Genomic DNA, 17,230 nt, shown 5'->3' on the forward strand with positions numbered 1-17,230 from the left:
GGCTCCGAATCCAGGTTAAGGAGGCGCCATTTCACCGGGTCATGGCCGGGTTTGTCGCGGCCATCCTCGCAAGGAGGCCCAGCAATTGTAAAAACATGAGCTGGACATGCCGTCTCTGCGCGAAGCGTTTCGCGATTGTCCAGCGAGGGCGGCCGGGACAAGCTCGGCCAGGACGGCTGAAAGTGCGCTCAAATTAATCCGAGTTCGGAGCCCTGACGCGAAACGGACAGGTTCCGCTCACGCGATCATCACCCGCGCGGCGCCTTTTTCATCGCCCAAAAGCTCGAGAACCCTGGCGACGATCGCCTTGCTGTCGAGCATCGCCCTGGCGATCATCAGCTCATGCTTGTCGTGGTCGATATAGGCGTCGGGCAGAATCATGCTGCGGAATTTGAACGCGCCGCGCGCGCCGTCAAGCAGCCCGTCTTCTGCGAGCGCCTGGAAGACCTGCGCGCCAAAGCCCCCGATCGCGCCTTCCTCGATGGCGATGAGGACTTCGTGATTGGCGGCGAGCCCGCGCAGCAGGTCGCGATCGATCGGCTTGGCGAAACGGGCGTCGGCGACCGTCGTCGACACACCGTAATTTTCTAGCTCCGCCGCCGCCTTCATCGCGTCGGCGAGCCGCGTGCCGAGCGATAGGATCGCGACCCTTGAGCCTTCGCGCAGGATGCGGCCCTTGCCGATTTCGAGAATCTCGCCGCGCTCCGGAAGTTCGACGCCGACGCCCTCGCCGCGCGGATAGCGGAAGCCGATCGGTCCCGCGTCATAGGCCGACGCGGTCGCCACCATATGCATCAGCTCGCCCTCGTCCGAGGGCGCCATGAGGACGAAGCCCGGCAGGCAGCCGAGATAGGCGAGATCGAAGGCCCCGGCGTGGGTGGGGCCGTCGGCGCCGACCAGGCCGGCGCGGTCCATGGCGAAGCGCACCGGCAGGTTCTGGATCGCCACGTCATGGACGACCTGATCATAGCCGCGCTGCAGGAACGTCGAATAAAGCGCGCAGAACGGCTTGTAGCCTTCGCAGGCAAGCCCCGCCGCGAAGGTGACGGCGTGCTGCTCGGCGATCGCCACGTCGAAGGTGCGGTGCGGAAAGGCCTTGCCGAAAATATCTAAGCCGGTGCCCGACGGCATCGCCGCGGTGATCGCGACGATCTTGTCGTCATGTTCGGCTTCGGCGATCAGCGCCTTGGCGAACACATTGGTATAGGTCGGCGCATTGGCCTTGGGCTTGATCTGAATGCCGGTCGCGACGTCGAACTTATTGACGGCGTGGCACTTGTCGGCGGATTCCTCCGCCGGTCCGAAGCCCTTGCCCTTTTGCGTGACGACATGCACCAACACCGGGCCGTCGTCCTTGTCGCGCACATTCTTGAGCACCGGCAGCAGATGGTCGAGATTATGCCCGTCGATCGGCCCGACATAATAGAAGCCGAGCTCCTCGAACATCGTGCCGCCGGTGATAAAGCTGCGCGAGAACTCCTCGGCTTTGCGCGCCTTGTCATAGATGAACCGCGGCAAATGGCTGGCGAGCTGTCTGGCCGCCTCGCGGATTGAGCGATAGGCGCCGCCGGACACTAAGCGGGCGAGATAGGCCGACATGGCCCCCGTCGGCGGGGCGATCGACATGTCATTGTCGTTGAGGATGACGATCAGGCGGGAATGCAGCGCCCCGGCGTTGTTCAAGGCCTCATAGGCCATGCCGGCGGACATCGAACTGTCGCCGATCACCGCCACGACATGATTGTCGCCGCCGGCGAGGTCCCGCGCCACCGCCATGCCGAGACCGGCCGAAATCGAAGTCGAGGAATGGCCGGCGCCGAAGGCGTCATATTCGCTTTCGGCCCGTTTGGTGAAGCCGGAGAGGCCGCCGCCCATGCGCAGCGTGCGGATACGGTCGCGCCTGCCGGTGAGGATTTTGTGCGGATAGGTCTGGTGGCCGACGTCCCAGATCACCTTGTCGCGTGGCGTGTCGAACACATAGTGCAGGGCGACCGTCAGCTCGACGACGCCGAGACCCGCTCCGAGATGCCCGCCGGTGACCGAGACGGCGTCGATCGTCTCATGGCGCAATTCGTCGGCGACCTGCTTGAGCTCATTGGGGCGGAGCTTGCGCAAATCTTTGGGAGTGGCGATCCGGTCGAGGAGGGGGGTCTTGGATGTCGTCAATGGCTCTACTCTGCTCGGTCATCAACAAGCGCCAGAAATCCGAGCATTACTCGCTAAGCGGCGCCCCAGCAAACGCGCCGCAGCATTCACCGCGATTCTGTCGACGACTGTTGCCGAGATGCAACGGCGGGCAAAGGCGGCGGCGGTCAGAAGGGAAAGTCTCCGAAGCTGGATTGGTAGGTCGGCTCCTGATCGGCGGGGCGGTAAATCGGTCGCGGCTGGGCGCGCGGCTGGCGCGCCTCGCGCGGGCGCTCGAATTCGTCGCGGGCGATCGTCCGGCCGCCGCCGGTGATTTCGATCGTCGCCCCATGTTTTTCGACCCACTCATAGAGCTGCCGCGCGTTGGGAACCGCGAGCCGCACGCAGCCATGGGAAAGCGGACGGCCCAGCCCGCGCTCGTAGCTGCCGTGGATGGCGAGGCCGCGCGGCGAAAAGAAGATCGAATAGGGCATCGGCGCCTGCTCATATTCGTCGGAATGATGGTCGGCCTCCATGCGCATGACGCCGTAACTGCCCGCAGGCGTCTCGTAACCCCGCCGGCCGCTTGAGATTTTCCATCTCACGGTCTCGCCCTGGGGGGTCACCGCCTCAAGGCTTTGGGTCGCAAGATCGATCCGGATGCGCACCGCGGCGCCTGCGGGGAGGGTCGTCGGAAGAACGACCGCGACGAGAATGGCGAATAAACGCAGAACGCTGACCATGCCGGACCTAAACACGGCGACGCCCAATCGTAAAGCCGAACCGATGAATAGCCTGGATTTTCGAGCTTTTTCGGTTAACGGAGGGCGGAGCGAGCAATCCTCCAAGGCGACAAATTCAGCCGTTTCCCGGCGCGCGCCGTCCCGAACCGCGAAGGTTCGATCAATGATTCCTTAAGCATGTTATGAGGATGTCGCCAGAGTGGCGCGGATGTCGCCCGGCCGGAATCGATCGCAAGAAGAACCGTCTTCGCGCGAAAGGGAAGCTTGGCGCTTCGCGGCGGCGCCCTCGCCTTTTTTCGCTTCATCGCTATAGTGCGCCGGCATTCCTTTGGGACGAATCGCCGTGACGCCTCGTTTGCCGCTCCTTACCCGCCGCGCCGCGGCGGCTCTTGCGCTGGCGCTCGCCGCCGCGAGCCTTGGCGCTTGCGGCCGGCGCGGCCCGCTGGAGCTTCCGCCCGAGACCCAGGCGCGCGGCGCCTATCTTCGAGCCCAGACCGAGGCCGGCCAAACCAAAGCGGCGGCTCCTGGGGCGCCCGCGCCGGAGAACGCCCCGGCGCCGCCAATCCCCGGAACCATCGGCAATCGACCGCCGGATCAATACCCCTTCCCGCTCGACCCGCTGCTTTAAGCCGATGCATCTTTTCGCTTACCGGAACGGCGCGCTCCACGCCGAAGAGATCGGCGTGCATAAGCTCGCCGAAGAGGTGGGGACGCCCTTCTACTGCTATTCGGCGGCAACCATCCGGCGCCATTATCGCGTGTTCTCGCAAGCCTTCGCCGGCCTCGACGCGCTCGTCTGTTATGCGGTGAAGGCCAATTCCAATCAGGCCGTGCTGCGTCTTCTGGCGAAAGAGGGCGCCGGCATGGATGTGGTTTCCGGCGGCGAACTGGCGCGGGCGCTCGCCGCTGGCGTCGCGCCCGAAAAAATCACCTTTTCCGGCGTGGGCAAGACGGCGAAGGAGATCGCCGCAGCGCTTCATGCCGGCATTTTTTGTTTCAACGTCGAATCGGAGCCGGAGCTTGAAGCCCTGTCGCAGGCGGCGGTCGCGTTGGGGCGCGCCGCGCGCGTGTCGCTGCGGGTCAATCCGGACGTGGACGCGCGCACCCATAAGAAGATTTCCACCGGCCTCGCCGAAAACAAATTCGGCGTGCCGCTGTCGCGCGCGCGGGAGGTCTATGCCTTCGCGGCGAAGCTCGCTGGCATCGAGATCGCCGGCGCCGATATGCATATCGGCTCCCAGCTCACCGATCTCGCGCCCTTCGACGAAGCCTTTTCGCTGCTCGCCGAGCTGGTGCGCGACCTGCGCGCCGACGGCCATGCGATTTCGCATGTCGACCTCGGCGGCGGCTTAGGCATTCCCTATCATGAGGGCGACGATCCGCAGTCCTACCATCCCGAGGAATACGCGAAGATCGTCCGCAAACATTTCGGCGGTCTCGGCTGCAGGCTCGCGCTGGAGCCGGGACGGCTCATCGTCGGCAACGCCGGCGTGCTCGTCACGCGCGTCATCTATGTGAAGCATGGCGACGCCAAGACCTTCGTCATCGTCGACGCCGGCATGAATGATCTGGTGCGCCCGACGCTCTATGACGCCTGGCACGACATCATCCCCGCGCGCGAGAGCGCCGATCGGCAAAGAATCGTCGCCGACGTCGTCGGGCCAGTCTGCGAGACCGGCGACTTTCTCGCCCATGGACGCGAGATGATCAAGCCGCGCGCCGGCGAGTTGCTCGGCGTGCTGACGGCCGGCGCCTATGGCGCGGTGCAGTCCGGCACTTACAATACGCGCCCGCTCGTTCCGGAAGTCTTGGTCGATGGCGCGCGTTACGCCGTCATTCGCAAGCGCCAGAGCGTCGAAGAGATCATCGCGATGGATCATGTGCCGGACTGGCTTTAGGTCGCGCCGGCGCCTAGCCCAGCATCGGCGCCTCGGCGTCGAGGAGCCCCAGGGTCAATCTCACCCAACCAGCGGGAATGTGAAAGACTTCTGCGGCTTGGACCGCGCTTGATTTAGAAGCCCCAATGGGGCACATTCGGCGCGTGAAGAAGCCGCTTCATACCGTCGCCGAGACGCAAATCTACCTGTCTCGCGCCGAAGGGTTGATGAGCGAAAGCGAGCGGAGCGCGATAGTCGATCTCCTGGCTGCAAGCCCGGACGTCGGCGATCTGATCCCCGGAACCGGAGGGCTTCGAAAAGTCAGAGTTCCCCTGGCGGGTCGAGGAAAAAGAGGCGGCGCACAGGTCATCTACTACTTCCATGACCAGACGTTGCCGATTTATCTGCTGCTCGCCTACGCCAAGAACGAGCGGGACGATCTTTCCAGCGAGCAGAAGGCCGTGCTGCTGCGGCTCGTCGAAATCATCCGCCCAAGGAAACGAACATGAAAGAAGCGCTGTTCAACGATCTTGTAAAGAGCCTGGAACAAGCGGCGGCGCATGCGCGGAACGAGGCGGTTCCTGGCCTAAAGGTTCACCCGGCGCCAAGCGCCGCCGATATTATTGCGATTCGTCAGCAGGCTGGCCTCACGCGCAAGCAATTCGCGGCAATTCTCGGAACGGCCGTCGGCACGCTTCGCAAATGGGAGGATGGGTCCCGCGCGCCGAGCGGCGCCGCTCGCACGCTGCTCCTCGTTCTAAGACGCAATCCCAAAGCCGTTCTCGAAGCGCTCGCCGCATAACGACGACAAGGCGCATGATGTGGCGCCTCCCGGCGAGAGCTCGCGTTTTTCGTCGAGCCCGGCGCCGCCCGCCTCATGTGCCGCACCGGCCGACGACGGCGCCGGCGCCGGCAAAGACGGGCTCAATACGCCAATGCCCCATGCGCGCGTCGATACTCGCGATACCACTCGACGAGCGCCGCGACGCCTTCGTCGAGCGACGTATGCGGACGATAGCCGGTCAGGCGCTCGAGCAAATCGGCGCTGGCGAAGGTGCGCGGCACGTCGCCGGGCTGCATGTCGAGATAGTTGCGCTTCGCCTTCTTGCCGAGCGCTCTTTCGATCGTATCGATAAAGTCGAGAAGCTTGACCGGTTCTCCTCGACCGATATTGACGATGCGATAGGGCGCAACCGGCGAAACGCTGTCGTCGCCTGAGTCGCGTTCCGGAACGCAATCGATCAGGCGCACGACGCCTTCGACCAAGTCCGACACATAGGTGAAGTCGCGCGACATGTCGCCGTGATTGTAGATGTCGATGATTCGGTCGTTCTCGATCGCGTCGACGAATTTTAGCGGCGCCATGTCCGGCCGGCCCCAAGGTCCATAAACAGTGAAGAAGCGAAACATCGTCGTCGGGATCGACCACAGATGCGCATAGGAATGCGCCGCGGCTTCACCCGCCTTCTTGGTCGCGGCGTAAAGCGTCAATGGAAAATCGGTCCGGTCGCTCTCGTGAAAAGGCACGGTGGGGCTCGCCCCATAGACCGAGCTTGTCGAGGCCCATAAGAAATGACGCGGCTTCAAGAGACGCGCGATCTCCATCACGTTGAAGGCGCCGACGAGATTGGCGTCGACATAGGCGCGCGGATTTTCCAACGAATAGCGCACCCCCGCCTGCGCGGCGAGATGGATGATGACGTCGGGCGCCGCCTGTTCGGCGGCGCGGGTCAGCGCCTCCATGTCCTCGAGCATCGCGATCGTATCGCGATAGCCGTTGGTTCGCAGCAAGATGGCGCGGCGCGCCTCCTTAAGAGTTAAATCGTAATAGGGCGTCATGCCGTCGTAGCCGTCGACGAGATGCCCGGCCTCCAGCAGTCGCTTTGCCAGATGAAAGCCGATGAAGCCGGCTGTGCCGGTCACGAAGACGCGCATGAGCCGCCATGTTCCCGCGTGATAAAAGCTTCGCCGTCATGGGCGAAGGCGGTCCGCCTGTCAACGCGCGCGCCCGTCGCCTTTGGCTTTCGCGCCCGCGCGCCATATGTTGGCGCGTAAGGCGATGCGGATGGAATTACTGGATCGGTCGCCGGAGCTTTCGCGAGCCTGGAGGCTCGCATGGTTGCGAACAAGGGGGACCCGCCATGTTCGATGCGGCCGGCGCCAGGGCGCCGCGCGTAATCCACCCGCTCTTCGTGAGGGTGACTCATTGGGTGAATGCCTTCGCGATTTTCGTCATGGTGCTGAGCGGCTGGCGCATTTACAACGCCTCGCCGCTCTTTGGCTTCGAATTTCCGCGAGGCTTTACGCTTGGCGGCTGGCTTGCCGGCGCGCTCGCCTGGCATTTCGCCGGCATGTGGCTCTTAGCGTTCAATGGCGCGGCCTATCTCGCCTATGGCGTCGTTTCAGGTCACTTCCGAAAAAGCTTTCTGCCGATTTCCTTCGGGCGCGTGCTCGACGACGTCATTCTCGCAGTCCAAGGCCGTCTCCACCATGCGCCGGGCCGCTACAACGCCGCTCAGCGCCTGCTCTATGTCGGCGTCATTCTTGCCGCGATCGTCGCCATTTTCTCCGGCCTCGCCATCTGGAAGCCCGTGCAGCTGCAAGGGCTGACGGCGCTAATGGGCGGTTATGAGACAGCGCGACTCGTGCATTTCTTCGCCATGGCGGCGATCGTCGCCTTCCTTGTCGTCCATATCGGCCTCGCCCTCGGCGTGAAAGGCGTGCTCGCGCCGATGTTCACCGGCCGCGCTGAGGCGCCTTGATGAAGCGGTCTCGCCTTTCCGCCTTCGGGCCTAAGATCGCGCGACTGGAGCGCCGGCTCTTTCTCAAGCAGGGCCTGTCGCTCGGCGCGCTGTCGCTGCTCTCTGGCTGCACCTTGAAGGATGACGACGACGTCGATCGGCTGCTTTTCGCCATGTCGCGCTTTAACGACAAAATGCAGGCGGCGCTGTTCGATCCGACAAGACTCGCGCCGACCTATGCCGAAGCCGACATCGCGACGCCCTACCCCTTCAACGCCTATTATGAAGAGAAGGATGTTCCCCGCATCGACGGCGAGAGTTACAGGCTGCAGCTCTCGGGCCTGATCGCCGACAAGCGGCCTTGGAGTCTCGGCGACCTGCGCACGCTGCCGCAGTCGCGCCAGATCACCCGCCTCGTCTGCGTCGAGGGCTGGAGCGCGATCGGCCAATGGCGCGGCGTCGCCTTCCGGCATTTTCTCGAACGAATCGGCGCCGATCTCACGGCGCGCTACGTCGGGTTCAAATGCGCCGACAAATATTATTCGAGCATCGACATGCCGAGCGCGCTGCATCCGCAGACGTTGCTCGCGCTCGATTTCACGGACGCCAAATATGGCTTTCCGCTACGCCTAAGAATTCCTACGAAACTTGGATTCAAGAACCCCAAATTCATTCATGAAATCTTCGTGACCAACGACTATCCTGGCGGCTACTGGGAGGACAAGGGCTACAATTGGTTCAGCGGCTCTTGAACTGGATCGGGCTGCATTCATCGGATCACGACGTTTTCTTGCCATTTTTTTGACTCTCAATAGGCGCCGCGGCAGCTGAGTCGGGGCCGCAACGTCGAGGGAGGACACATGACCAATCGTCGGCCCTGCGTAAACGGCATCCTCGCCGCGGTCCTGTCCGCAAGCATCATCCCGATTCACGGCGCGCTGGCGCAGGAGAAGACTCCGACCGCGCAGCGGCCGGTCGTCCGGCTTCCCGCCACTCTGCCGGTCAAGAACGAAACATCGCCGAGCGAGGCAATCAAGCCGGAAGATGCGGAAGCGGGCGACGGCGAATAATCGGTCGCAATCTTAAGAATTCATTAAGCGCTTCGTCACATTGCGATTGACTGCGCGAATTCCGCCATAAAATCACCGCAGCGCAGGCTTGACCGCGACGCATCTTGATCGCTGTTCGCCGCTCTGATGTCTGCGGGGCGGGCCGGACGATTCGGCGGGGGGTCTCATCTTCGAGGGGACCATCAAGCGATGAATCAGCGACCCAGCGTGAACGGCGTTTTGGCCGCCGTGTTGTCGGCGAATTTTCTCCCCATTCATGGCGCGCTCGCCAAGGAAGCGCGGTCCGCGAAGCCGCCCGGCGCCCGCAAACATCCGGCAACGTCGCCACAAGCCTCAAAACGCGGAGCCGCCACGCCCTCGCCCGACGGCGCCGCGGGAACGGGCGACAAGCGGTGACGGGCGTCGCCGCTCGCTAATAATCGACCGCGACAAGATAGAGACCGTGCGGCGGCGCGACCTGTCCGCAGCGCGCGCGGTCTTTTGCGTGAAGCGCCAGCGCCAGATCCTCGATGCGCCACTTGCCGCCGCCGACATGTTCCAGCGAGCCGACCATCGAGCGCACCTGATGATGCAGGAAGGAGCGCGCCGAAGCGACGATCTCGATGCGTTCGCCGTCGCGACGCACGTCGAGACGCTCCAGCGTGCGCAGCGGCGAATTCGCCTGGCATTCGGCGGCGCGAAAGGTGGTGAAGTCGTGACGGCCGACGAGCGACTGCGCCGCGTCGTGCATGGCTTGCGCGTCGAGCGGACGCTTGACGTGCCAGGCCCGACCGAGGCCAAGCGCGAGAGGCGCGCGGCGGTTGTCGATGACATAGCGATAATGGCGGCGAATCGCCGAAAAGCGCGCCTCGAAATCGTCGCCGACCACGCGCGCCGATAAAACCGCGATCGGATCGGGCTTCAGATGCGCATTGATCGCGTCGCGCAGCCGATCGGCGCGCCAGTCGGGGGCGAGATCGACATGCGCCACTTGACCCAGCGCATGCACGCCGGCGTCGGTGCGGCCGGCGCCCTGCACGACCGCGCGCGCGCCGCCATTGATCGCGGCGATCGCCTCTTCGAGCCGTTGCTGGACGGAAACGCCATTCGCCTGCCGCTGCCAGCCGACGAAAGGCGCGCCGTCATATTCGATGGTCAGTGCGAAGCGGGGCATTTACGCTGTCGGAAGCTGTATCGAATTCGCGGAGTCTCATCGACGGAATGCGGGTTCACTTCAATTTTCCGAGGCTAGCACTCGAGAAACGCCGTCGACGAATTCCGGCGCTTTCGATCGCCTGCGCCGCTTCAGAAAGGCTGATGCGCCCGTCGGCGCCAGTGGCGTAATCAGCCGTGGCCTTGAGATTGTATGCGCGCGCCAAGAAAGTAACGAAGCGCCTGTCGATGCGGGGTTCTTCCCTGGCAAGGCGCGCGAATTCGCTGCGAACGCCATTGTGACTTTTTGCAATCTTTCCGCTGCGTTCAAAAATATAAGCCTGCGCCGCATTGTAGGCGGCAAGATAGGCTGCTCGGCCCGCCGCCTCGGCGAGATCATTGTCGGCGACGATGCGCGCCTCCTTCAATGCTTGGTGCGCTTTTGCGAGATAAGCGCCCGTTTCCGGCTGAGTCACAGGTCGAGGCCATCGAGCCGAAGCTCGTGCATGAGCGGCGTGCGCGCATCATAGGCTCCGAGGGAAAAGGGGAGCGCGTTAATCACGGCGCCGGTGTCGTAGAGAATGTCGGTTTCAATCTCGGCGAGACGTCCGCTTTCTTGCCACAAGCTTTCGGGCTCTTGCAGGAAAACCGCGATATCGTAATCAGAATCCGGCCGAGCGTCGCCTCGCGCCCGCGAGCCGAATAAGACAGCGCGCACGAGCCTCTTGCCATAGGCCTGTATGAGCGCGGCTCGGAAGCGCGCAAGGATCGGATCGAGAACTGGCGGTTTCGTCATTGTGAAAACCTGACATATTCACGATGAATTTCACACTCTATTCGAACTCAAAACTTCCCTTAGCCGGCCGCCGTCGCCGAAGGCGCCCGCCGAGCCTCGAACTCATGCCAATGTCACGCCCTTCGTCAGCCTGCGACCGCGGGCGAATTCGCCAAAATCCATCTCGCCCTTGCCGGCGCGCTGCACGCGCAACAGCCTCAGCGCGTCCGCGCCGCAGGCGATGAGCCCGTCATCGTCGAGGGCGGCGCCCGGCGTCCCCTTCCCCGCTTCGACCCGCGTGCGCAAAACTTTCACGCGCTCCACGCCATGGCCGAGGTCGGCCTCGAAAAAAGCGCCCGGAAAGGGCGAGAGTCCGCGCACAAGATTGTGGAGGTCCGCCGCCGACCGCCGCCAATCGATCCGCGCCTCGCCCTTGTCGATCTTTTGCGCGTAACAGGCGCCCTCTTCGGCCTGCGGCGTGTAATGCAACTCGCCTGTCGCAAGCAGATCGAGCGCCTCGCCCATCAGCGGCGCGCCGAGTTCGGCGAGACGATCGTGCAATTCGCCCGCCGTCATTTCGGCGTCGATCGGGGTCTTGGCGGTCAGGGCGACGGGCCCGGTGTCGAGACCGGCCTCCATCTTCATCACCATGACGCCGCTCTCGGCGTCGCCCGCCATGATCGCCCGCTGGATCGGCGCGGCGCCGCGCCAGCGGGGCAGGAGCGAGCCATGAAGATTGAGGCAGCCATATCGCGGCGCATCGAGAATCGGCTGGGGCAGCAGCAGGCCATAGGCGGCGACGACCGCGACATCGCTGTCGAGCGCCGCGAATTCCGCCTGCGCCTCGGCGCTTTTGAGGCTTTTCGTCGTGCGGACGGGGAGGCCCAAACTCTCCGACAGAACATGCACGGCGGACTTCTTCTCGCCCATGCCGCGCCCAGCGGGACGCGGCGGCTGCGTATAGACCGCCGCGACCTCATGGCCTCGCGAGACGATTTCCGTGAGCAGGCGGGCGGCGAAGTCAGGCGTGCCCATGAAGACGACGCGCAAGCGGTCGCGCAATCGTCAGGCCCCGGCTTGTTCCGATTGGCGGTCGGCGGCGGCGCGACGCTCGGCGGCGATTTCGTCGTAGCGCGCCGCCTTGTTGAACTTCTTGACCACGCGCTCGCGTTTCAGGCGCGACAGATGGTCGATGAAGAGGCCGCCTTCGAGATGATCGAGCTCATGCTGCACCACGGTGGCGAGCAGCCCATCCGCGTCGAATTCCTGGGCGGCGCCGTCCCGGTCGAGATGGCGCACGCGCACGCGCGCCGGGCGCTTCACGTCCTCGTAATAGTCGGGCACCGACAGGCAGCCTTCCTGATAGACGCGCAGCTCCTCCGACGCCCAGATGATTTCCGGATTGATCAGGAAGAGCGGCGCCCGCTCCTCCTCGGTCTTGCCGATGTCGACGACGACGATGCGCTTGGCGACGGCGACCTGGATCGCGGCAAGGCCGATGCCCGGCGCCTCGTACATCGTCTCCAGCATATCGTCGAGCAGACGCCGCACTGCGTCGTCGACCCGGTCGACCGGCTCGGAGACCTTCCGCAACAGCGGATCAGGAAGCGTGATGATCGGCAGAATGGCCATTGATGTTCGCCGTGGCTCTTTGCGTTTCCGAGAGAGTTTCCAAGAGATAGGCGCGCCTGGAGCGTGCGTCAAACGCAACCGGGAGGCCTTCGCCTAGTTTCGTCGGCCGTGCCTTTCTATCCAGTCGCGCAACTCGCGGAAGGGGGAGCTCATCGCTGAATTTCGCGCCTTGAGCGTGACAGTAGTCCCCTCCCGCTCGACCGTGATTGTATAGGACATGCTGTCGGGATGCGGCTCGGCGGGCGAGGGAGGCTCGCTCGCCTTGACGGCGGCGTCGATCATATTGCCGAGATCGCGCGCTGCTTCCGGCGGCAGCGCCTTCGCGTCAACCACGACGGGCGGCTGCCGCAGGCGTATGCCCGCCGCCAGACCGCCATGCTTGGACAAGGATACGATCATCGTTCTCCCGTAATAATCGCGTCAGCGCTCCGCCGATGGCGCCCGGTTCAATTGCGCGCCGAAACGCGCCGCGATTTGGCGCCGTTCACCTCCCGCGAGAGCGCCGACACCTGTTCCGCGAGCGCCGCGACCTGCCGCGATAGCGCGGCGAGCGAATCCTCCTCGCGTTGCGTCTGGCCATTGCCCCGACGCGCCCGTGGCGGGGTCTCCATGCGCGCGACGACCGGAGCGATGCGAACCCCGACTTCCTGCCAGGCGGAAGCAACCGCCTGCTGTTCCCGGCTCCCTGTCCCGTAGAGACGGTCCGCCATCATGAAGGTCAGTTCGGCGAAGCCTCTGAAGTCGGTCGTCGGACTCGACGCCCTCAGCGATTCATACCAGATTTGGCCGGGCGCTTCCCAGGCGTAGCCGCCGATCTCTGTCGCGACGAGGTAAAAGGCCTTGTTGGGAATGCCCGAGTTGATGTGAACGCCGCCGAAGTCGCCTTCTTCCGTATCTGGCAGGTCGTCATATCGGCTCATGTGGTCGGGCTGAGGATCCTTTCCGAAAATGTCGTTGTCATAGGCGCTCCCCGGATTCTTGAGCGAGCGGAGCGCGTCGCCGGCGATCGCCGGCGTAAAAATGTCGGCGCCGATCAGCCAGTCGGCGTCCTCGGCGGACTGATTCAAGCTCCATTGCTTGACCAGCGAGCCGAACACGTCGGAGACCGACTCATTCAGCGCGCCGGACTGCCGGTGATAGACCAGGCCGGCGCTGGTTTCGGTGACGCCATGGGTCAGCTCATGGCCGATCACGTCGAGCGAGCCGGTGAAATCGCTGAACAGCATGCCGTCGCCGTCGCCGAAGACCATCTCGCTCCCGTCCCAGAACGCATTGTTGTATTCCCGGTCGTAATGGACGAAGCCGTTAAGACGCATGCCTCGGCCGTCGATCGAGTCTCGTTTGTAGACCTCCTTGTAGAAATCGCGCGTCGCGCCGAGACCATCGAACACCCGGTTAATGGCTGCGTCGGACGACGCCGGCCCTTCCTCGGTGCGCGCGACTCGCGCTGCGGACAGATTGGTCGAATTGCGGCAATCAAAAACCGTGCGCTGCGCTGCGCCCATGTTTGATAGCGTCAGACTCGCGCGAACCGATCTCTGGCCGCGCAAACGGGTGGTCGTCAGCAGAGTGCGCATGGCGATCTGGCGCAACTCCTTCTTGTCGCTCTCGACAAGCCGCAAAAGAATATGTGGCGGAACGATGCAGTTGATGCAGGAACAACGCATGGAAATAACTCCTCTATAAAAAGGCGCCGCCGCCGCAGCGCCGGACGATCGCGATAGAACAACGCAGTCAGCATAAAAAGGTTTCGTGATCGTCCAAACCGCGTCTTTGCCAAGCCGCGAAAGGCGGATAACATACAGGCGCAAAAAGCGATCGCCGCCGCGCGGAGGCGGCGCGCCACGGGGAGCGCGCGCCATGGCTTTGCTGATTTTTCTGGGGCTCATCGCCGCCGTCGGCTTCTGGCTGGTCGGCGTCTACAACGGCCTTGTGTCGCTGCGCCAGCGCGGCAAACAGGCCTATTCCGACGTCAATGTGCAGCTCAAGCAGCGCCACGACCTCGTGCCCAATCTCGTCGAGACGGTGAAAGGCTACGCCACTCATGAGAAAAGCACCCTCGAGGATGTGGTGAAGGCGCGCAACGCCGCCGTGTCGGCGCAGGGAGCGGCGCAGCAGGGCGCCGCCGAAGGCGTGTTGACCGGCGCCCTGTCGCGGCTGATCGCGCTTTCCGAATCGTACCCCGATCTGAAGGCGAACCAGAACTTCCAGCAGTTGCAGAGCGAATTGTCGGATATCGAGAATAAGATTTCCGCGGCGCGGCGGTTCCTCAACAACACCGTCGCCGAATATAACGCCACGCGGGAAGGCTTTCCCGGCTTCCTCATCGCGCAGCGCTTCGGCTTCGAGCCGCTCGACTATTTCGAACTCGACGAGACCCAGCAGCGCGCGATCGAAACCGCCCCGAAAGTGGAGTTTTAGGCGCGAGCAAGCGACGAGCGGAAATTCCCGATCGGGAATCCTGATTCAGCCGAACGCAGTTCGAGTTCTCGGCGGATTCCCGATCGCGCGCTTCTTTCGCGTCGGGGACGACAGCGGCGACTTTAGCGGAAAATATCATGTTCAAAGCCTACGGCCTTTACTCCTACATTCGCGCCAATGAGTTGCGCTCGACCTTTCTGCTCGCCGGCTTCGTCGTCCTGTTGCTGGCGCTGATGTTTTCCTTCGCGCTCATCATCGAAGCGATGAGCGTGCATCCCGGCGCGCCTTTCGACTATATTTTCATGCTCGCCGTCGACGATCTGAAGCGCGGTTGGCCGATCGGCGTCATCGCGGCGGCGATCTGGTTCGCCATCGCCTATCGCTTCCATCAGAAGATGATCGATTTCGCGACAGGCGCGGCGGCTCTGTCCCGCGCCGAGTCGCCGCGCATATATAACCTCCTCGAAAACCTTTGCATCTCGCGCGGCGTGCCAATCCCGGCGCTGCAGATCATCGAAAGCGACTCGCTCAACGCCTACGCCTCCGGGCTGAAAGAGGGCCAGTACAAGATCGCGGTGACCCGCGGTCTGACGCGCGATTTGACCGACGCCGAGCTTGAGGCGGTGCTCGCGCATGAACTGACGCACATTCGCAACCGCGACGCCCAGCTTCTCGTGATCGCGGTAATCTTCGCCGGCATTTTCGCCTTCGTCGCCGATCTGACCATTCGCCGCTGGGATTTCCCGTTCGGTTTCTCGCCGCATCGTCCGGAGCGCGACAATGGCCGCAGGGGCAATGGCGGCGCCGCCCTCGCCATTCTTCTCGCGCTGTTCATCATCGCGCTGAGTTGGGGCGCCTCGGTGCTGATCCGCTTCGCGATTTCGCGCTCGCGCGAATTCCTCGCCGACGCCGGCAGCGTCGAACTGACCAAAAACCCCGACGCGATGATTTCGGCGCTGCGCAAGATCGAGGCGCATGCGGCGATTCCGAAAATGCCGTCGCGCATGCAATATTTCTTCATCGAATCGCCGGCGCTTCATCCCGGATCGGGCTGGTTCGCGACTCATCCGAGCGTCGACGCACGCATCGCGGCGTTGGTCGAATTTGCTGGCGGTCGGGACCTACCGGTCGCGACCGAGGGAGAAGCGCCGCCCGAGTCCGCCGATGCGCCGAGCAAGGCCGAAGCCGCCTTCCTGCCTCAAGATGGACTTGCGCCGCTGTCGCCGCCGCAAGGACCGTGGGGCGGCGCGAGCCACTGATCGGCGCGCCCAGCTCATTGTGGCCGCCACGAAAGCAGCTCCATGTTTCGTAATTAAAATAAATCCAGAGTATAAACTGGATCGTTACACATTTTCCAAAACATATGCTTTTTATCAGTACTGAACATGCGATACGCTATGCGTGTCATTAGCGGCGTTTATCAATGGAAGGACTGTTAGGGGCTTCCTACTGACCGCTGAAATTGACGACAAGATCGCATTCACGAATCATCGATTCATGAACGCGATCTAGTTTCTTGAATTGACGCATTTTCTACGCCGAACCGGCAGCCGCTTCGGCGGAAAATGCTCTCGATTTCGCGGAAAGAGGCGCGGGCATGAGCATCACGGTTATCTTCGGTTCCGACGGCGGCGCGACGAAGGGGGTAGCTTCCAAAATTTCGAAAAAATGTCAGGGGCGGTCGATCGACATCAAGGAGGCCACGACCGACGACTTCGAGAATTGCCATCTGCTGATTCTCGGTTCGCCAACCTATGGCGACGGCACGCTGCAGACGGACTGGGAAGAGAACATCGACAAGCTGCGCGGCGCCAATCTGAAGGGAAAGAAGGTCGCCCTGTTCGGCACTGGCGATCAGCAGACCTATCCGCTTTCCTTCGTGGACGCGATGGGCATCCTCTACGACGAAGTGTCGGCGCTCGGCGCAGAGGTAATCGGCTTCACCGAAACCGCCGGCTACGACTATGTCGGCTCCACCGCCGAGCGGGACGGCAAGTTCGTGGGCCTCGCCCTCGACCAGGACACCCAATCCGGCATGACCGAAAAAAGAGTGACCGCATGGCTGAGCCAGTTACTTTGATCTGCGACGGCGCTCCGCCGCTCTCGTCGGCGCCCTATCGGTCCGTCGAAACCGCGCCGGTGCTGCGGCTCATTCACCACAATATTTACGAATATGGGAGAGGCGTTCGCGGCCTGTTTCTGATGACCGTCACCCGACCGGAGCTGGCGCTGGCGCTCGCCAAGCTGGACGCGCATGGCATCCCCCGCTTTGTCCAGGATCTCAGCCCGGTCAAGGCCAATCTCTTCTTTGGCCGGCCGGCCTTCGTCGCCGTGGCGCGCGCCATCGTCACCCGTCCGCTCAATGCGCTCACCGCGGAGGAAGACTTCATGCTCGGCACGCTGCTCGGCTATGACCGCGAACAGCAGTGCCATCGCTTTCTCACGCGCTCCGGACGGAGCATGCCGGACGACATGCCGCTCGCGGCCGAATGAGTGGCTTACCGGACGCCAAGCGCGCGGCAGACGCCGGCTCTATGCTACGTGCGCCTTCAAGAATTTGATCGCTTTCGCGCGCGACTCTTGCGCTTCGGGGAGAAAGCTCATTAGCTGCCATGCGTGCGGCACGCAGGGCCACATTTCGAGCCATGCGTCGACGCCCGCCTGCCGCGCGCGGGCGACAAGCCGCGTCGAATCATCCCTCAGCGCTTCATCGGCG

Annotated in this window: 22 protein-coding genes; 11 read left to right on the forward strand and 11 right to left on the reverse strand. The window is 63.3% G+C overall.

Features of this window, described 5'->3' with window-relative positions; translation table 11 throughout:
* Positions 1-237: 237 nt before the first annotated feature.
* Entirely contained in the window at positions 238-2,166 is a 1,929-nt protein-coding gene (dxs, locus tag U1E20_RS11710; protein WP_409980778.1) for a 1-deoxy-D-xylulose-5-phosphate synthase, read from the reverse strand.
* A gap of 146 nt (positions 2,167-2,312) precedes the next feature.
* Positions 2,313-2,882: a L,D-transpeptidase gene (locus U1E20_RS11715; RefSeq protein ID WP_409980779.1), complete on the reverse strand. Its 570-nt coding sequence runs from the start codon at positions 2,880-2,882 to the stop codon at positions 2,313-2,315.
* 328 nt (positions 2,883-3,210) lie between these two features.
* Between U1E20_RS11715 and lptM the strand changes: the two genes are divergently transcribed.
* The 4 genes from lptM (at position 3,211) to U1E20_RS11735 (ending at position 5,546) form a co-directional block, all read left to right on the forward strand.
* Positions 3,211-3,495, forward strand: coding sequence for an LPS translocon maturation chaperone LptM (gene lptM, locus U1E20_RS11720; protein WP_409980780.1), 285 nt, complete (start codon positions 3,211-3,213; stop codon positions 3,493-3,495).
* A 4-nt stretch (positions 3,496-3,499) separates the two neighbouring features.
* Entirely contained in the window at positions 3,500-4,765 is a 1,266-nt protein-coding gene (gene lysA / locus U1E20_RS11725) for a diaminopimelate decarboxylase (RefSeq protein WP_409980781.1), read from the forward strand.
* A gap of 125 nt (positions 4,766-4,890) precedes the next feature.
* Positions 4,891-5,253, forward strand: coding sequence for an addiction module toxin RelE (locus U1E20_RS11730; RefSeq protein WP_409980782.1), 363 nt, complete (start codon positions 4,891-4,893; stop codon positions 5,251-5,253).
* Entirely contained in the window at positions 5,250-5,546 is a 297-nt protein-coding gene (locus U1E20_RS11735; RefSeq protein WP_409980783.1) for a helix-turn-helix domain-containing protein, read from the forward strand. Before U1E20_RS11730 ends, U1E20_RS11735 begins: the two co-directional genes overlap by 4 nt.
* A 122-nt stretch (positions 5,547-5,668) precedes the next feature.
* On the opposite strand, the gene U1E20_RS11740 is transcribed toward U1E20_RS11735, so the two are convergent.
* Positions 5,669-6,679, reverse strand: coding sequence for an NAD-dependent epimerase/dehydratase family protein (locus tag U1E20_RS11740; RefSeq protein ID WP_409980784.1), 1,011 nt, complete (start codon positions 6,677-6,679; stop codon positions 5,669-5,671).
* 206 nt (positions 6,680-6,885) lie between these two features.
* On the opposite strand from U1E20_RS11740, the gene U1E20_RS11745 reads away from it, so the two are divergent.
* From U1E20_RS11745 to U1E20_RS11755, 3 genes are all read left to right on the forward strand, one after another.
* On the forward strand, positions 6,886-7,506 hold the full coding sequence (locus tag U1E20_RS11745; RefSeq protein WP_409980785.1) for a cytochrome b/b6 domain-containing protein: 621 nt from the start codon (positions 6,886-6,888) through the stop codon (positions 7,504-7,506).
* Positions 7,506-8,237, forward strand: a complete 732-nt coding sequence (locus U1E20_RS11750) for a molybdopterin-dependent oxidoreductase (RefSeq protein WP_409980786.1) — start codon at positions 7,506-7,508, stop codon at positions 8,235-8,237. The genes U1E20_RS11745 and U1E20_RS11750 overlap by 1 nt, the downstream gene beginning before the upstream one ends.
* 108 nt (positions 8,238-8,345) lie before the next feature.
* The gene (locus U1E20_RS11755) at positions 8,346-8,555 is read left to right on the forward strand and encodes a hypothetical protein (RefSeq protein WP_409980787.1); all 210 of its coding nucleotides are present in this window, start codon (positions 8,346-8,348) and stop codon (positions 8,553-8,555) included.
* 412 nt (positions 8,556-8,967) lie between these two features.
* Here U1E20_RS11755 and truA read toward each other — a convergent pair whose 3' ends face one another.
* The 7 genes from truA to U1E20_RS11790 all read right to left on the reverse strand — a co-directional run bounded on the left by truA (position 8,968) and on the right by U1E20_RS11790 (position 13,760).
* Positions 8,968-9,708, reverse strand: coding sequence for a tRNA pseudouridine(38-40) synthase TruA (gene truA / locus U1E20_RS11760; protein WP_409980788.1), 741 nt, complete (start codon positions 9,706-9,708; stop codon positions 8,968-8,970).
* 55 nt (positions 9,709-9,763) lie between these two features.
* Positions 9,764-10,162: a HEPN domain-containing protein gene (locus tag U1E20_RS11765; RefSeq protein WP_409980789.1), complete on the reverse strand. Its 399-nt coding sequence runs from the start codon at positions 10,160-10,162 to the stop codon at positions 9,764-9,766.
* On the reverse strand, positions 10,159-10,482 hold the full coding sequence (locus U1E20_RS11770) for a nucleotidyltransferase domain-containing protein (RefSeq protein ID WP_409980790.1): 324 nt from the start codon (positions 10,480-10,482) through the stop codon (positions 10,159-10,161). The genes U1E20_RS11765 and U1E20_RS11770 overlap by 4 nt, the downstream gene beginning before the upstream one ends.
* Positions 10,483-10,584: 102 nt before the next feature.
* On the reverse strand, positions 10,585-11,511 hold the full coding sequence (fmt, locus tag U1E20_RS11775) for a methionyl-tRNA formyltransferase (protein ID WP_409980822.1): 927 nt from the start codon (positions 11,509-11,511) through the stop codon (positions 10,585-10,587).
* Positions 11,512-11,526: 15 nt separating this feature from the next.
* Positions 11,527-12,093: a peptide deformylase gene (gene def / locus U1E20_RS11780; protein WP_409980791.1), complete on the reverse strand. Its 567-nt coding sequence runs from the start codon at positions 12,091-12,093 to the stop codon at positions 11,527-11,529.
* Positions 12,094-12,186: 93 nt separating this feature from the next.
* Entirely contained in the window at positions 12,187-12,492 is a 306-nt protein-coding gene (locus tag U1E20_RS11785; protein ID WP_409980792.1) for a protealysin inhibitor emfourin, read from the reverse strand.
* Positions 12,493-12,539: 47 nt separating this feature from the next.
* Complete coding sequence (locus U1E20_RS11790) at positions 12,540-13,760, reverse strand: M4 family metallopeptidase (RefSeq protein ID WP_409980793.1); 1,221 nt, start codon at positions 13,758-13,760, stop codon at positions 12,540-12,542.
* A gap of 193 nt (positions 13,761-13,953) precedes the next feature.
* On the opposite strand from U1E20_RS11790, the gene U1E20_RS11795 reads away from it, so the two are divergent.
* From U1E20_RS11795 to U1E20_RS11810, 4 genes are all read left to right on the forward strand, one after another.
* On the forward strand, positions 13,954-14,514 hold the full coding sequence (locus tag U1E20_RS11795; RefSeq protein ID WP_409980794.1) for a LemA family protein: 561 nt from the start codon (positions 13,954-13,956) through the stop codon (positions 14,512-14,514).
* A 137-nt stretch (positions 14,515-14,651) separates the two neighbouring features.
* Positions 14,652-15,773 carry a M48 family metallopeptidase gene (locus U1E20_RS11800; protein ID WP_409980795.1) on the forward strand — a complete coding sequence of 374 codons (1,122 nt, stop codon included), beginning with the start codon at positions 14,652-14,654 and terminating at the stop codon, positions 15,771-15,773.
* Between the two features lie 338 nt (positions 15,774-16,111).
* On the forward strand, positions 16,112-16,594 hold the full coding sequence (gene fldA, locus U1E20_RS11805) for a flavodoxin FldA (protein WP_409980796.1): 483 nt from the start codon (positions 16,112-16,114) through the stop codon (positions 16,592-16,594).
* Entirely contained in the window at positions 16,573-17,007 is a 435-nt protein-coding gene (locus U1E20_RS11810; protein ID WP_409980797.1) for a DUF2023 family protein, read from the forward strand. The genes fldA and U1E20_RS11810 overlap by 22 nt, the downstream gene beginning before the upstream one ends.
* A 39-nt stretch (positions 17,008-17,046) precedes the next feature.
* On the opposite strand, the gene U1E20_RS11815 is transcribed toward U1E20_RS11810, so the two are convergent.
* Positions 17,047-17,230 (reverse strand): alpha/beta hydrolase (locus U1E20_RS11815; RefSeq protein WP_409980798.1); only part of this gene is annotated, 184 nt, incomplete at its 5' end.

The sequence above is a fragment of the Methylocystis sp. genome (genome assembly GCF_046349115.1).
In the GTDB taxonomy this organism is placed as follows: Bacteria; Pseudomonadota; Alphaproteobacteria; order Rhizobiales; family Beijerinckiaceae; genus Methylocystis.